The organism is Lentzea sp. NPDC003310 (assembly GCF_040610935.1).
Taxonomy (GTDB): Bacteria; Actinomycetota; Actinomycetes; order Mycobacteriales; family Pseudonocardiaceae; genus Lentzea.
Genome location: NZ_JBEXNC010000009.1, coordinates 157,414 through 171,211, shown reverse-complemented (window position 1 = coordinate 171,211; position 13,798 = coordinate 157,414). Strand labels below are relative to the sequence as shown.

General features: G+C 68.6%; 13 protein-coding genes. 5 read left to right on the top strand and 8 right to left on the bottom strand.

The annotated features are described in order from the left end of the window. Positions 1-6 precede the first annotated feature (6 nt). From rsmA to metG, 4 genes are all read right to left on the bottom strand, one after another. The gene (gene rsmA, locus ABZX02_RS19960) at positions 7-828 is read right to left on the bottom strand and encodes a 16S rRNA (adenine(1518)-N(6)/adenine(1519)-N(6))-dimethyltransferase RsmA (RefSeq protein WP_355300259.1); all 822 of its coding nucleotides are present in this window, start codon (positions 826-828) and stop codon (positions 7-9) included. A 549-nt stretch (positions 829-1,377) separates the two neighbouring features. Beyond that, positions 1,378-2,787, bottom strand: coding sequence for a transglycosylase family protein (locus tag ABZX02_RS19955; RefSeq protein WP_355300066.1), 1,410 nt, complete (start codon positions 2,785-2,787; stop codon positions 1,378-1,380). Positions 2,788-3,091: 304 nt separating this feature from the next. After that, positions 3,092-3,886 (bottom strand): TatD family hydrolase, encoded by a 795-nt coding sequence (locus tag ABZX02_RS19950; RefSeq protein ID WP_355300065.1) that lies wholly within the window; start codon positions 3,884-3,886, stop codon positions 3,092-3,094. A 26-nt stretch (positions 3,887-3,912) separates the two neighbouring features. Next, complete coding sequence (gene metG / locus ABZX02_RS19945) at positions 3,913-5,706, bottom strand: methionine--tRNA ligase (protein ID WP_355300064.1); 1,794 nt, start codon at positions 5,704-5,706, stop codon at positions 3,913-3,915. A 54-nt stretch (positions 5,707-5,760) separates the two neighbouring features. Here metG and ABZX02_RS19940 point away from each other — a divergent pair, with 54 nt between their 5' ends. Genes ABZX02_RS19940 through ABZX02_RS19930 form a run of 3 tightly spaced genes read left to right on the top strand, consistent with a single transcriptional unit; the run spans position 5,761 to position 8,006 of the window. After that, positions 5,761-6,312: a PadR family transcriptional regulator gene (locus tag ABZX02_RS19940; RefSeq protein ID WP_355300063.1), complete on the top strand. Its 552-nt coding sequence runs from the start codon at positions 5,761-5,763 to the stop codon at positions 6,310-6,312. 58 nt (positions 6,313-6,370) lie between these two features. Then, the gene (locus ABZX02_RS19935) at positions 6,371-7,303 is read left to right on the top strand and encodes an ATP-binding cassette domain-containing protein (RefSeq protein WP_355300062.1); all 933 of its coding nucleotides are present in this window, start codon (positions 6,371-6,373) and stop codon (positions 7,301-7,303) included. Beyond that, complete coding sequence (locus tag ABZX02_RS19930) at positions 7,293-8,006, top strand: ABC transporter permease (protein ID WP_355300061.1); 714 nt, start codon at positions 7,293-7,295, stop codon at positions 8,004-8,006. Before ABZX02_RS19935 ends, ABZX02_RS19930 begins: the two co-directional genes overlap by 11 nt. Here the strand turns inward: ABZX02_RS19930 and rsmI are convergent. Then, complete coding sequence (gene rsmI, locus ABZX02_RS19925) at positions 7,998-8,843, bottom strand: 16S rRNA (cytidine(1402)-2'-O)-methyltransferase (protein ID WP_355300060.1); 846 nt, start codon at positions 8,841-8,843, stop codon at positions 7,998-8,000. The genes ABZX02_RS19930 and rsmI overlap by 9 nt on opposite strands. Positions 8,844-8,867: 24 nt before the next feature. Between rsmI and ABZX02_RS19920 the strand changes: the two genes are divergently transcribed. Next, on the top strand, positions 8,868-10,409 hold the full coding sequence (locus ABZX02_RS19920) for a phospholipid carrier-dependent glycosyltransferase (protein WP_355300059.1): 1,542 nt from the start codon (positions 8,868-8,870) through the stop codon (positions 10,407-10,409). On the opposite strand, the gene ABZX02_RS19915 is transcribed toward ABZX02_RS19920, so the two are convergent. After that, positions 10,396-11,052 (bottom strand): hypothetical protein, encoded by a 657-nt coding sequence (locus tag ABZX02_RS19915; protein WP_355300058.1) that lies wholly within the window; start codon positions 11,050-11,052, stop codon positions 10,396-10,398. The two genes, ABZX02_RS19920 and ABZX02_RS19915, sit on opposite strands and share 14 nt — an antisense overlap. After that, on the bottom strand, positions 11,042-11,563 hold the full coding sequence (locus tag ABZX02_RS19910) for a sigma-70 family RNA polymerase sigma factor (RefSeq protein ID WP_355300057.1): 522 nt from the start codon (positions 11,561-11,563) through the stop codon (positions 11,042-11,044). The genes ABZX02_RS19915 and ABZX02_RS19910 overlap by 11 nt, the downstream gene beginning before the upstream one ends. 64 nt (positions 11,564-11,627) lie before the next feature. Between ABZX02_RS19910 and ABZX02_RS19905 the strand changes: the two genes are divergently transcribed. Continuing rightward, complete coding sequence (locus ABZX02_RS19905; protein WP_355300056.1) at positions 11,628-12,215, top strand: hypothetical protein; 588 nt, start codon at positions 11,628-11,630, stop codon at positions 12,213-12,215. A gap of 143 nt (positions 12,216-12,358) precedes the next feature. Here ABZX02_RS19905 and ABZX02_RS19900 read toward each other — a convergent pair whose 3' ends face one another. After that, positions 12,359-13,654: a hypothetical protein gene (locus ABZX02_RS19900; RefSeq protein WP_355300055.1), complete on the bottom strand. Its 1,296-nt coding sequence runs from the start codon at positions 13,652-13,654 to the stop codon at positions 12,359-12,361. Positions 13,655-13,798: the final 144 nt, after the last annotated feature.

Below are 13,798 nucleotides of genomic sequence, written 5' to 3'. Positions count from 1 at the left end.
CCCGGCCTAGACCTCCGCAATCCGGATGAAGTCGATCACGGTGAGCTGCTCACCCCGGAGTTGCGGGTCGACGCCGGCCTTTTCGAGCAGTTCGTCCACGTTCGCGGTGTGCCCCTTGAGGGCAGCCCTCAGCGTCTTGCGCCGCTGCGCGAAGGCAGCGTCAACGATCTTGAAAAGCTTCTTGCGATCCACTGTGGACAGCGGCTTTTCGTGGCGCTGGAAGTGAACCAGGCCCGAGTCGACGTTCGGCGCCGGCCAGAAGACGTTCTTGCCGATGGCGCCGGCCTTCTTCGCCTCGGCGTACCAGGCGAGCTTCACGCTGGGCACGCCGTAGATCTTGCTGCCGGGCTTCGCGGCCATGCGGTCCGCGACCTCGGCCTGGACCATGACAAGGCCCTTTCGGAGGCTCGGTAGTTCGGCCAGGAGGTGCAGGACCACCGGGACCGCGACGTTGTACGGGAGGTTGGCGACGATCGCGGTGGGTTGCGCCGGCAGGTCTTCTTGGGTGACTTTCATGGCGTCCTTGAGGACGACGTGGAGTTTGCCGGCGTTCTCCGGGTCCATCTCCTGGACGGTCTGCGGGAGCCTGTGGGCCAGGGGTGGGTCGATCTCGACTGCGACGACCTGGCTGGCGTTCGGGAGGAGGGCGAGGGTCAGGCTGCCCAGGCCTGGGCCTACCTCCAGGACTACGTCGTCCTCGGTGAGGTCTGCGGTGGCGACGATCTTGCGGACCGTGTTGGGGTCGTGGACGAAGTTCTGGCCCAGCTTTTTGGTTGGGCGGATGTCCAGCTCGGCGGCTAGACGGCGGACTTCGGCAGGTCCCAGCAGGCTCACCGGGGCATTCTCTCAGGCCTTGTGTTGTGGGCGCGCGTCCCGTCGCCTTGCGTCGTGGTCACCCTTGCGTCCTGTACCGAGCCGGTGCCGGGCATCGCCGCTTCGCGACGATCGCGATTGGGGCTTGACTTCGGGGCCCTTGCGAGGCCTTCCTCGGCCTTTTAAAGCCGGGATTGTGAAGCCCGGCCGAGTGGTCAAGTTTAAGGCCTCGCACCCAAAGTCAAGCCCCAATCGCCGTCGTGGTTGCGTCACCACCGCTTGCACTGAGGCTCAGTGCTCACACGCCTCGGCTTCGCCATTGCTTGCGGCCTAAGGGTGGCTCGGCTTCGCCGTTGCCCCTGCCGCGCCCCGACACCCAGCACTGCCGCTCCGGCTTACCGCCCGCCCTTATCGCACTCCACCGCCCAGTCGCTCTCCAACCCCCGGCCGTCCCGCCCCCGCTACCCGCCCCAACTCCCCATCTTCCGACCCCCTCCCCCAGACACGACGAAGGCCGCCCGTGGCGAACCACGGACGGCCTTGTCAGGGGACGGGGAGAGCGGTTTACGGCAGGCCGAGCTTCGCGCGGCAGCCCGGCCACGCCGCGTACGTGCCGCCGCGGCCGTCGCGCAGCTTCGTCGCGATCGCGATCTGCTGCTCGCGGGTGGCCTGGTGCGGGAACGCCGCGAAGGCGCCGCCGCCGTAGGCGTCCCAGGTGCTCTTGTTGAACTGCAGGCCGCCGTAGTAGCCGTTGCCGGTGTTGATCGCCCAGTTGCCGCCCGCCTCGCACTTGGCCAGGCGGTCCCACACCTCGCCGTCGGGGAGGGGCTTGGTGCCGACGGTGATCTTCTTCGGCTTCGGTTCCTTGGTGACCTTGCTGCTCAGCTTCTCGCGGCTGATCTCCTTGCCGTTCTTCACGGTCACGCGGTACTGGGAGATCTGCTCGCCGGCGACGCCGGGGTCGGTGACCTTCTGCTCGCCCGCGTTCATGTTCGGGTCGTTGGTCTTCTCGACCGGCGGGGCGACCGGCTCGTTCACGTTGATGACCGTGACGCCGGTGCGGGAGATGTAGACCTCGGCGCCGGTGGCGAGCTTCACGTCGGCGCCGGACGCGATGGCGTCCTCCGGGCCGAGGGAGAGGTTCTCGGCCTTCAGGAGCTCGTCGACGGTGAGGGCGGTGGTCTTGATCTCGCGGACCGGGTTCGCGCCGTCGAACAGCTTGATGGTCTTGCTGGTCTTGACCTCGAGGTTCATGCCCTCGAGCGGGATGTCGTGGTTGCCCTGCGCGGACATCCACGCGCCTTCGAGGTTCACGCCGAGCTGCTTGGCGGCTTCCTCGACGGTGACGGAGCGGACCCAGTCCTCGCGGGCCTGGCCGTCGACGCTCATCTTGAGCAGGCGGCCGCGGTCGAGGCTGATCTTGCCGCCGTCGGAGATCGGGGCGTTCAGCGACGGGGACAGGGCGTCGTGCTCACCGACGACGATCCCTTCCTCCGCCAGGACCTCGCCGACCGTGCCCTCGTAGGAGTGGACGGTCTGCAGTGCACCGTCGACCTCGACGGTCAGCGACTTGTCCATCGCCATGGCGGTCACGCCGCCACCGGAGATCGAGACGAGCACCGCGGCGACCGTGCCCTTGAGGAAGCGGCGCTTCCAGTTGGTGACGGTCTTGACGAGGAGCTGCGGGTCCTGCTTCTCCTCTTCCTCCGTGGGGAGGACGAGGGGCGGCATGATCGTCGTCTCGGCGTTGATGAGACGGATCAACTCGTCGACGTCGACGTTGGCCGAGGCGAGGAGGTCGTCGGCGTCCGGGCCGAGCACCTCGAGCACGTCCGCGGGCGTGATGGTCAGCGCACCGGGCGGGAAGCTCGGGTGGGGGTCGACGACTCCGACGGCGGTGCTGCCGACCGGCGTGAACCAGTCGGTGTCGTCGTTGAAGTCGTACGAAGCGGCAGTTCTGTCGCTACCGGACATCAGGGTCGATACCTCCATTGCGGAAGCTGTGAGGCCACCGCACAGTTGGCGTTGACAAGATCATTCGAGTTGGAGCTCGAAGGTTCCCGGCAACTCCTCCTACGTGGTCTCGCTTCTTCGCGCTTCTGGCTTCGGTCCCGCCCCGACTGCGGGCGTGCTCCGAACCGACAAGGTCGGCTCAGGTGGCACGGTCACGGGACAGTAACGGGGTAGCCGACGTTGCGCAAACACCCCCGCCAATGTTGTGACCTCAGTCACCCCATGGAGGTAGGAACCGCTTGCTCCGTTCGCTCTAAGTGCCATTTCAGTGGTCCAGCCCGAATACTCGTTGAGCAGTACGGGTGACGGCGGCACAGAGTTCAGAAAGATCTTCGCCACGGAGCGTAGCGAGATCGCGAACTGTGTAATTCACACAATATGGTTCATTCGGCCGCCCGCGGAACGGATGGGGCGTCAGGAACGGGGCGTCCGTCTCGACCAGCAGCTGATCTTGCGGCACCAGTTGGGCCGCCTCCCGCAGCGCGCGGGCGTTCTTGAACGTCACCGGGCCCGCGAACGACAGCACGTACCCCGCGTCCACGCACCGGCGGGCGAAGTCCGCATCGCCGGAGAAGCAGTGGAACACCACTGTGGACGGTGCGCCCTCGGCGTCGAGAACCTTGAGGATGTCCTCGTGGGCGTCACGGTCGTGGATCATCAACGGCTTCCCTACGCGCTTGGAAAGGTCGATGTGCCAACGGAAAGCCTCGTGCTGGGCGGCCGGCGGCGAGTAGTCCCAGTAGTAGTCGAGACCCGTCTCGCCGATCGCGACGACCCGCGGCAGCACGGCCAGGCGCTCCAGTTCGGCCTTCTCGACCTCGCCGAAGGTGGAGGTGCGCGTCGGGTGCACGGCCACCGCCGCGTAGACCCTCGGGTCCCAAGTGGACGCCTCGGCGGCCCACTGGGCGGCGGCCAGGTCGTCCGCCACGGTGATCACGTGCGAGACGCCGGCGGCGTTGGCCCGGTCGAGCAGCACGGCCACCTCCTCGCGGGAGGAGGCGCCGCACGCGTCGAGGTGGGTGTGGGCGTCGATCACCGGTGCCGGAAGAGCTTCCGGCACCGGCGGTCGTTCGCGCTTGTCCGCCACTAGTCGGTGACGATCGGAGCCCACTCGGGCCCGGTCTCGCCCAGCTTCGCGTCGAGCTTGCCGAACAACGGCGACGGCTTCTGCAGCGGGCGGCCGACCTCGAGCGGCGTCGACTCCCACTTCGCCTGCTCGCCCGCGTAGTCACCGGTCAGCACCGGGTACGAGCGCTCCGGCACGTCGAGGTCGGTGACCTCGTTCATCTGCGGCTGTGCGGCCCACACGCCCGTGCCGCCCAACGCCTCGTGCACCTTCTGCGCCGAGTGCGGCAGGAACGGCGTCATGAGCGTGTTCGCGTCCTGCACGACCTGCAACGCCGTGTGCAGCACCGAGTCGCGGCGGTCCGGGTCGTCCTTGAGCTTCCACGGCTCCTGGTCCGACAGGTACTTGTTCGCCGCGGAGATGACGCGCATCGCCTCGCCGGTGGCCTGCTTGAACCGCGACCGGCGCAGGTGCGCGCCGACCGTGTCGAACGCGGCCTTGGACTGGCGCAGCAGCTCGTGGTCCGCGTCCGTCAGCGAGGTCGCCTTCGGGATCGCGCCCACGTTCTTGTGCGCCATCGAGATCGAGCGGTTGACCAGGTTGCCCCACTCGTTCGCCAGCTCGAAGTTCGTCCGGCGGACGAACTCCTCCCAGGTGAAGTCGGTGTCCTGGTTCTCGGGACCCGCGACGGAGATGAAGTACCGCAGCGCGTCCGGCCCGAACTCCTTCAGGAAGTCGCCGACGTAGATCACGGTGCCGCGCGAGGTGGAGAACTTCGAGCCGCTCATCGTCAGGTACTCCGACGACACGACCTCGGTCGGCAGGTTCAGCGTGCCGAACCGGCCGGGCTCGCCGCCCTTGTCGCCCGCGCCGTTCTGCCCGAGCAGCAGCGACGGCCAGATCAGCGAGTGGAAGACGATGTTGTCCTTGCCCATGAAGTAGTAGCCCTGGGCGTCACCCGTCCAGAACTCCTTCCAGGCGTCCGGGTCACCCGAACGACGCGCCCACTCGACCGACGCGCTCAAGTACCCGATGACCGCGTCGAACCACACGTAGAACCGCTTCATCGGCTGGTCGCTCCACCCGTCGAGCGGGATCGGCACACCCCAGTCGAGGTCGCGGGTGATGGCGCGCGGCCGCAGGTCCTTGATCAGGTTCTGCGAGAACTTGAGCACGTTCGGACGCCACTCGGACCGCGTGCCCATCCACGAGCCCAGCGACTCGATGAATGACGGCAGGTCGAGGAACAGGTGCTCGGTCTCGACGAACTTCGGCGTCTCGCCGTTGATCCGCGAGCGCGGGTTCTTCAGGTCGATCGGGTCGAGCTGGTTGCCGCAGTTGTCGCACTGGTCGCCGCGCGCGCCGTCGTACCCGCAGATCGGGCAGGTGCCCTCGATGAAGCGGTCGGGCAGCGTGCGGCCGGTCGACGGGCTGATGGCGCCCATCTCGACCTTGGGGATGACGTAGCCGTTCTTCCACAGCGCGGAGAACAGGTCCTGCACCACCTGGTAGTGGTTGCCGGTGGTGGTGCGGGTGAAGAGGTCGTAGGACAGGCCGAGGCCCTGCAGGTCGGAGGCGATGACGCGGTTGTACTTGTCGGCGAGCTCGCGGGCCGTCAGGCCCTCCTTCTCGGCCTGCACCTGGATGGGCGTGCCGTGCTCGTCCGTGCCGCTGACCATGAGCACCCGGTGTCCGGACATTCGCATGTAGCGGGAGAAGACGTCGGACGGGACACCGAAACCGGAGACGTGACCGATGTGCCTGGGGCCGTTGGCATAAGGCCAGGCCACCGCGGTCAGTACGGAGGCACTCATGTGCATAGCCTACGGAGGCGGTGCCAGCCGCTTTTCACTGCATGGGAGGTCGGTTTGTCCGCGACCAGAATGCTGGTGCTCGGCGTGGTCAAGCTCGTCGGCGAGGCCCACGGCTACGTGGTGCGCCGCGAGCTCAAGTCGTGGTCGGCGGAGTCCTGGGCGAACGTGCAGCCCGGTTCGATCTACCACGCGCTGAAGTCGCTGGCCAAGGACGGACTGCTGGAGCCGGTCGGCGTCGAGTCCGGCGAGGGACCGGCCCGCACGAGCTACCGGATCACGCCTGCGGGAGAGCACGAGCTGAACGACCTCCTCGCGCACGCGCTCGCGAACCCGGCCGCCGGCAACGACGAGGTGTCCGCGGGCGTCGCGATGCTCAACCTCGTCCCGCGCAAGCAGGCCGTCGTGCTGCTGAAGAACCGGCTCGCGGGCCTCGAAGGCCAGCTCACCCCGACCCGGCACGGCATCGGGTCGATGCCGGAGATGGGCAAGCCCGCGCACGTCAGCGAGCTGTTTCGACTGTGGCTCGTCCACCTCGAAGGCCAGGTGCGCTGGACTCAGGAGCTGATCGAACGCCTAGAGGCCGGTGCGTACGAGCTGAAGGACTAGTCAAACTTGAATAGTCCTCGCTAGCCTCTAGTCAAAGTTGACTAGAGGGGGTTCCACCATGATCAAGGCACGCGGCCTCGCGCGCCGGTTCGACACCAAGACCGGACCTGTGGACGCGGTGCGCGGCGTCGACATCGACGTCGCCGAGGGCGAGCTGGTCGGGTTCCTCGGCCCGAACGGCGCCGGCAAGTCCACGACGTTGCGCATGCTCACGACGTTGCTGCAGCCCACGGCGGGTGAGGCGGTGATCGCCGGGCACGACCTGCTCACCGACCCGGCCGGGGTGCGCCGCAACATCGGGTACGTCGGCCAGAAGCCCGGCTCAGGGCAGGACCAGCGCGTCGCCGACGAACTGGAGTTCCAGGCCCGGTTCTACGGCCTGTCCAAGCACGACGCCCGCACGAAGGTCGCGGGCCTGCTCGAACGGTTCGACCTCCTCGGCCTGGAGAAGCGTGGCGTCGTGACGTTGTCGGGCGGCCAGCAGCGCCGGCTCGACATCGCGATGGGCATGCTGCACGACCCGCGGCTGCTGTTCCTCGACGAGCCGTCCACGGCGCTCGACCCGCAGAGCCGCCGCAACCTGTGGGACCACATCCGGCAGCTCAAGGCCGACGGCACCACGGTCTTCCTGACCACCCACTACCTCGACGAGGCCGACTACCTGAGCGACCGGCTGCTCGTCATCGACCACGGCTCGATCGTCGGCGAGGGCACCCCGGACGAGCTGAAGCACCGCGTCTCCGGCGACCTGGTCGAGCTGGGCACGCCCCAGGCCGCCCTCGTCGCCTCGAAGTTCGAGGACGCGGTCGTCGAGGGCGAGAAGGTGAGCTTCCGGATCCCGAACGGCGACCGCGCGCTCCCCGGCCTGCTGCGCGACCTCGACAACATCGGCGTCGAGCTGCACTCCGTCCAGGTGCACCGGCCGACGCTCGACGACGTGTTCCTGACGATGACCGGCCGTTCCCTGCGGGAGGACAGCAATGCTGCGTGACACCTGGCTCGTCTTCTCCCGGGTGATGCTGCCCGTGCTGCGCAACCCCGTCGCGGTGGTGTTCGGCATCGCGCAGCCGTTGCTCTACCTCGGCCTCTTCGGGCCGTTGCTGGGCGACACGGGCTGGCAGTGGTTCGTGCCCGGTCTGCTGGTGCAGATGGCGTTGTTCGGCACGGCCTACGCGGGCTTCTCGCTGCTGCCCGAGGTCCGCACGGGCGTGATGGAACGGCTGCGCGTCACCCCGGTCAGCCGGATCGCCCTGCTGGTCGGCCGCGTCGGCAAGGACGTGGTGCTGCTGGTCGTGCAGAGCCTGCTGATCATGCTCGCCGCGATGCTGTTCGGCTTCCGGGCGACCGCCGGCCAGATGCTGCTCGGGCTCGGGCTGGTGGCGCTGCTCGGCGTCGCGATCGGCTCGGTGTCGTACGCGATCGCACTGAAGGTGAAGCTGGAGTACGTCTTCGCGTCCGTGCTGTCCGCGTCGATCGTGCCGTTGATGCTGCTCTCCGGCGTGCTGCTGCCCATGTCGAACGGGCCGCAGTGGCTCTACTGGCTGTCGCGGCTCAACCCGCTGGCGCACGTGGTCGACGCCGAGCGGTCGATCTTCAACCCCGGCACGGTGACGTACGGGCTGATCTCGGTCGCCGTGCTGGTGCTGGTCGGAGTTTTCTACGGCGTGCGCACGTTCAACAAGGAGTCAGCTTGACTTGATCGCCGCGTCGTAGAGCGTCTTCTTGCTGATCCCGGCCGCCTCCGCGACCTCGGCGGCGGCCGACTTCATCCGCTCCCCGTCCGCCACGCGCTGCTTCACCTCGGCGACGAGCGTGTCGAGGTCCGGCGTGTCCGCGACGGGAGCGGGACCGAGGACCACGGTGATCTCGCCGCGTGCGCCCTCCACGGCCCACTCGGCGAGCTCGCCCAGCGTGCCGCGCACGACCTCCTCGTACTTCTTCGTGAGCTCGCGGCACACGGCGGCGCGGCGGTCCGGTCCGAGCACCTCGACGGCGTCGGCGAGCGTGTCCGCGAGCCGGTGAGGCGCCTCGAAGAAGACGACGGTGCGCTGCTCGGTGGCCAAAGGGGCGAACCAGCGCCGGCGCTCACCGGACTTGCGCGGCGGGAAGCCGTCGAACGCGAACCGGTCGCTCGGCAGGCCGGACAGGGCCAGCGCCGTCGTCACCGCGGACGGCCCCGGCAGGCACGTGACGGTGATGTCCTGCTCGACACACGCGGCGACGAGCCGGTATCCGGGGTCCGAGACGGACGGCATGCCCGCGTCCGTCACGAGCAGCACGGTCTCGCCGCTGTGCAGCGCCTCGAGCAGCTGCGGCACGCGCCCGACCTCGTTCTGGTCGTAGAAGCTCAGCACCCGCCCGGACGGCTTGACCTGCAACGCGGCCGCGAGGCTGTGCGTTCTCCTGGTGTCCTCGGCGGCGATGACGTCGGCGGTCTCCAGGGCCTCGATCAGGCGTGCGGAGGCGTCGCGGATGTCCCCGAGAGGGGTGGCTGCCAGGACGAGACGGCCTGAACCGGATACAGGACTCACAGGCTTCACCCTACGATCGGCGGCGTGACAGTCCTCGTGCAGCCAGGAGAGGCTCCCGCCGTCGTCGAGGAGCCACCACCGACGGACCGCGCGGCGGTGCTCGACCCGCCTCCGTCCGGTGACCGGATGCGCGGCTGGCTCATGACGATCGTCGTGACGCTGATCGGTGCCGTCGTGCGCTTCTGGAACGTCGGGTACCCGACGGACAAGGGCACGCCGATCTTCGACGAGAAGCATTACGTGCCGCAGACGGCGCAGGTGCTGCGCAACGGCGGCTACGAGGACAACCCGGGCTACGAGCTGATCGTCCACCCGCCGCTCGCGAAGCAGCTGATGGCGATCGGCCAGGAGCTCTTCGGCTACGACGGCATCGGCTGGCGGTTCGCCTCGGCGCTGGCGGGCGCGATCACGATCCTGCTGATCGTCCGGATCGCCCGCCGCCTGACCCGGTCCGACCTGCTCGGTGCCCTGGCCGGTGTGCTGCTCATCGCGGACGGCGTCTCGCACGTCCAGTCGCGGATGGGCATGCTCGACATCTTCATCGCGCTGTTCGTGGTGGCCGCGTTCGGCTGTCTGGTGGTCGACCGCGAACAGATGCGCGCGCGGTTGGCCGTGGCCGTGCGCGAGGGCTTCGTCAACAACTCGGCGTTCGGCCCGTCGATCGGCTTCCGCTGGTGGCGCGTCGGTGCGGGCGTGATGCTCGGTGCGGCGTGCGGCATCAAGTGGTCGGGCATCTGGTACATCGCCGCGTTCGGCCTGCTGACGGTGATCTGGAGCGCGCTGGCCCGCCGGGCCGCGGGCGTCGAGGAGCCGTGGCTGGGCGCGCTCGTGCGGGACGTGCTGCCGTCGCTCGGCGGTCTGGTCGCGATCCCCGTGCTGGTCTACGTCGCGACGTGGTTCCCGTGGATGGCGAGCGAGACCGGCGTCGACCGGCACGTGGTCGGCACCAAGGTCCAGGACGTCACCTGGATCCCGGACGTGCTGCAGTCGCTCTGGTACAACGCGAAGAACGTCTACAAGTTCCACGTCGAGCTGGTCACCTCGGAGACCAACCGGCACCCGTGGGAGTCGAAGCCGTGGACGTGGCCGATGGGCCTGCGGCCGATGCTCTACTACTACGACAACACCGTCACGGGCTGCGGCGCGGCGTCGTGCCTCGGCGCGATCATGCTGATCGGCACGCCCGCGATGTGGTGGCTCGCGTTCCCGGTGATCGGCTGGGCGATCTACCGCACCATCGGCAGGATGGACTGGCGCTACGCCGGCGTCCTGGTCGGCTACGCCGCGGGCCTGCTGCCGTGGTTCCTGAACCTCGACCGGCAGATGTACTTCTTCTACGTCACGCCGATGGCGCCGTTCCTGGTGCTGCTGATCGTGCTGGCGCTGGGCGAGGTCCTCGGTCGTTCCACCGCCGGTTCCGAGCGGCGGGGCACCGGCATGCTCGTCGTGGCACTGTACGTCGGCATCGTGGTGGCGAACTTCGTGTGGCTGTGGCCGATCCTCAACGGCAACCCGATCACACCGGAGATGTGGCAGCAGCAGCTGTGGCTGCCTAGCTGGCGCTGATCTCCAGCGCTTCCTCCTTGGTCAGGTCACCTTCCAGCCGGAAGGTGACCTGATCTTTTTGCCACAGCAGGGTCTGCCCGGCTTTTTGGGGCTCCTCGGTGTGCCACTGGCCGGCGCGGTCGATGTAGAAGAACTCGTGCGGGTACGGGATCCAGATCTTGCCGTCGACCTGCTCGACGCCGTCCTGGTGGACCAGCTTGCCGATGGTCGAGTCGATCGTGCCGTCGAACTGGTCCAGTCGCAGGTCGCCGTAGTGCAGCGTCACGAACCGTCCTTCGTGGACGGTGACCTTGTCCGGCGTGCCGAGCAGCAGCGGCAGGTGGATCTCGAACGGCAGCTGCCTCCTGGCCTCGGCGAGCGAGACGTCCTGGCTGGGCAACGGCGGCGCGACGCTGCGCGGCGCCTCGGTGCGGAACTCGACACCGGCGAACTCCAGCAGGTGCTGCACGCCCGCCCGGACGGCCGGCGAGACCGCGAAGGCGATCGCGAACGCCGTGAGGGCCGCCAGGAGCGCCTGGAGCCAGCGGTTCCTCCTCCTGGGTTTGGAGATTCTCGTCAGGACCTGCTGCGTGACGTCCGGCGGCTCCGGCACGTGGATGCGGCGGCCGAGGTCTCGCAGCGCTTCCGCCTGGTCATCGATCACGGGCCACCTCCTCGAGCATCGGGCGCAGTTTCGCGAGCGCGCGGGACAGCCGCGACTTCACGGTCCCCTTGGCCAGGTCGAGGGTCTGCGCGGTCTCGGCCTCGCTCAGGTCCAGCAGGTACCGGCACGTGACGACCTGCCGGTCGGCGTCCGGGAGGCTCCGCACGGCCTCGAGGAGCCTGGCCCGGGAATCGTCCACGAGCGTGCCGGGGTCGTCGTGGTCGACGGTCTCGGTGATGGCGGCGAGACGGAGCTCCATCAGGTTCCGGCGCTTCTTGCCGCGGTGCAGGTTCTTGGTCTCGTTCGCGACGATCTTCAGCAACCACGGCTTGAAGTCGGCGTCCTCCCGGAACGTGTGGAGCTTCCGGTACGCCTTCACGAACGCCTCCTGCACCACGTCCCCGGCGTCCGCACCGGCCCCAAGCAGGTACGCCGTCCGGTGCGCGAGTGCGGTGTACCGGGCGACCAGCTCGCCGTAGGCCGCCTGGTCACCTGCGATCGCCCGTGCCACCGCTTCGTCCGTGATGCCCTCTCTACACCGGGAACCCCGACTTGGTTCCCGGTGTATTCGCGCCATGAGGATTCTCGCGTTGTTGTGCGCTTTCCTGCTCGTGAGCGCACCTGCTGCTCACGCGGGCGGCTGGGCGGTCACGTACGTCGACCCCGTGCCGTCGATCCAGCCGTCCGTCACCCACACCGTCGGCTACTGGGTGCTGCAGCACGGCACCCACCCGTACGCCGGCGACCTGGGCAAGACCGGCCTGCGCTTCCGCAACGGTGCGGACGTGCGGGACTTCACCGGTGTGGCGCTGCGCGAACCCGCGCACTACGCCGTGGCCTTCGCCCTGCCCGCCGGCACGTACGAGGTGTTCGGGGTGCAGGGGATGTTCCAGGAGCACCCGCTGGGCACGCTGACCGTGCCGGGCACGTTGCTGCTCAAGCCCGTGGACCCGCAACTGGCGCAGGGACAGGTGGATCCCTCGCCGTGGCAGGAGATCGCACCGCCGGTGGCGAAGCCCGTCGTGGCACCGGCCGCGGCCGTGGTGCCGTCCGAGCCGCCGGGAAAGCCCTTGCCGGTGTGGCTCGTGGGGCTGGTGGTCCTCGGTGCGGGATGCGCTTTCCTGCTGCTGCGCAAGAGGTTGCGGCCGTTCGACCGAAGGTGAGTGGTGAGGCGATCGGCGGAAACCGCCTCACCACTCTTCGCGTGGCATCCCGTGAGATGCCGAGGCCTTCCGGGTGAACCACGGCTTAGGTCGTTGAACGGTGAATCACCGTTACGGACCGGTCCAACGTTCACCCGGTTCGCCTAAGCGTCGACCGGCACGTCCTGCGGAACCGGTGCCGCGGCCGGCGCCGGAACCTGGAGCTCGGGCCCGTCCTGGGACGACGGCGCGGTCGACACGAGCGCGACCGGCACGTCCGCGGGAGGCACGAACGTCGCGTCCGAACGGATCTTCGGCGGCGTCGCGGACCACGGCTTGAGGTTCTGCACGATCTCCTCGTAGAAGGTGGAGACCGCGCTCAGCACCGAGTCGATGAACGAGTTGCGCCCGGTACCGCGCTTCGACCCCATCGAGGCCGACATCTCCACGCGGAACCCGCGGATCTCCTTCTGCGGGTCCGCGATCAGCACGGCCGGGTTCGCGCGCACGACGCCCAGCAGTTCCGACGCACCGGCTCCCCTGCCGTGCGCGACGAACGCCTCCAGCCGCACCGAGTCGGGCGCGTTCTTCAGCTGCCGCAGCAACCAGTTGATCCGCGTCGTCGGGCGTCCCTCCTTGGGGCCGTCGACGTCGATCCCGCAGATCACCCTGCCCGCGCGCAGCTCGGCGATGACGTGCAGCGTGCCGACCGTGTCGGGGATGCGGATGCCGCCGGAGAGCCTGCCGTCCGCCACCAGCTGTGTGAGCTGCCGGGAGAGCCGGGCCTGCGGCTCCGCGAGCTCCTTGCGGGACAGGGCCGGCGTGACATCGGTGCCGAGACGTCGTCCGAGCTGCAGGCCGGCGAACCGGAGCAGGGCCTCGAAGCGGAGCACGACGTCGGGCGCCGTCCTGTCGGTGGCCCGCAGCGTCCGGGACTCGACCGCGTCGCGCAGCGGCACCCACGACGACCCCATGTCCTCGAACGCCATCGCGCCCGAGCGGGGGTGTTCGAGGTACCTGATCAGCTCGCCGAGGACCCACGCCTGGTCGGGGTCGGCGACGCCGCGGTGCTCCTTCTGCATCACGGCCTCGCAGAGCACCTCGCTCCACGACCAGTGGTGCAACGCGACCTTCTTGAGCTTCTTGCGGTCCACTGTGGTCGGGTGCTGGCCGGGCAGCGGCGAGATCTCGTTGGAGATCGTGACGACCGCGTCGAACCCGAACCGGGCAGCGATGTCGAGGTAGTTCTCCAGCTGTTCGGTCTGCAGCTCGTTGGACCCGGTCTTCACCTCGACCAGCGCGGTCCACGACTTCTGGCCGCGCGTCACGCGGACCAGGCCGTCCGGGATCAGCTTGCGGCCGTCCAGCTCGAACGGGACCTCGATGAAGGTCTGCACCGCAGCGGCGGGCGCTCCCAGCGGCTGGGTCAACGCCCGGCCGAACTCGCGCACCGCCGACATGACAGCCAGCAGGGCCGATGTCGCCCGTCGTTCTTGCTCTTCAGCACCGTTGATGCCCGACGTCGGGATCAGTCGTGCGGCATGCCAGCTCTCTTCGGCGGTCTTGGTTTCCCCTCGCACAGCGGCTTTGCGGTCAGGAGGCAA

Excerpts from the sequence above, each read along its gene's own strand:
- ABZX02_RS19900 (WP_355300055.1), bottom strand. The coding sequence starts at position 13,654 with ATGTCGGCGGTGCGCGAGTTCGGCCGGGCGTTGACCCAGCCGCTGGGA.
- ABZX02_RS19935 (WP_355300062.1), top strand. The coding sequence starts at position 6,371 with ATGATCAAGGCACGCGGCCTCGCGCGCCGGTTCGACACCAAGACCGGA.
- metG (WP_355300064.1), bottom strand. The coding sequence starts at position 5,706 with ATGAGTGCCTCCGTACTGACCGCGGTGGCCTGGCCTTATGCCAACGGC.
- ABZX02_RS19955 (WP_355300066.1), bottom strand. The coding sequence starts at position 2,787 with ATGTCCGGTAGCGACAGAACTGCCGCTTCGTACGACTTCAACGACGAC.
- ABZX02_RS19930 (WP_355300061.1), top strand. The coding sequence starts at position 7,293 with ATGCTGCGTGACACCTGGCTCGTCTTCTCCCGGGTGATGCTGCCCGTG.
- ABZX02_RS19905 (WP_355300056.1), top strand. The coding sequence starts at position 11,628 with ATGAGGATTCTCGCGTTGTTGTGCGCTTTCCTGCTCGTGAGCGCACCT.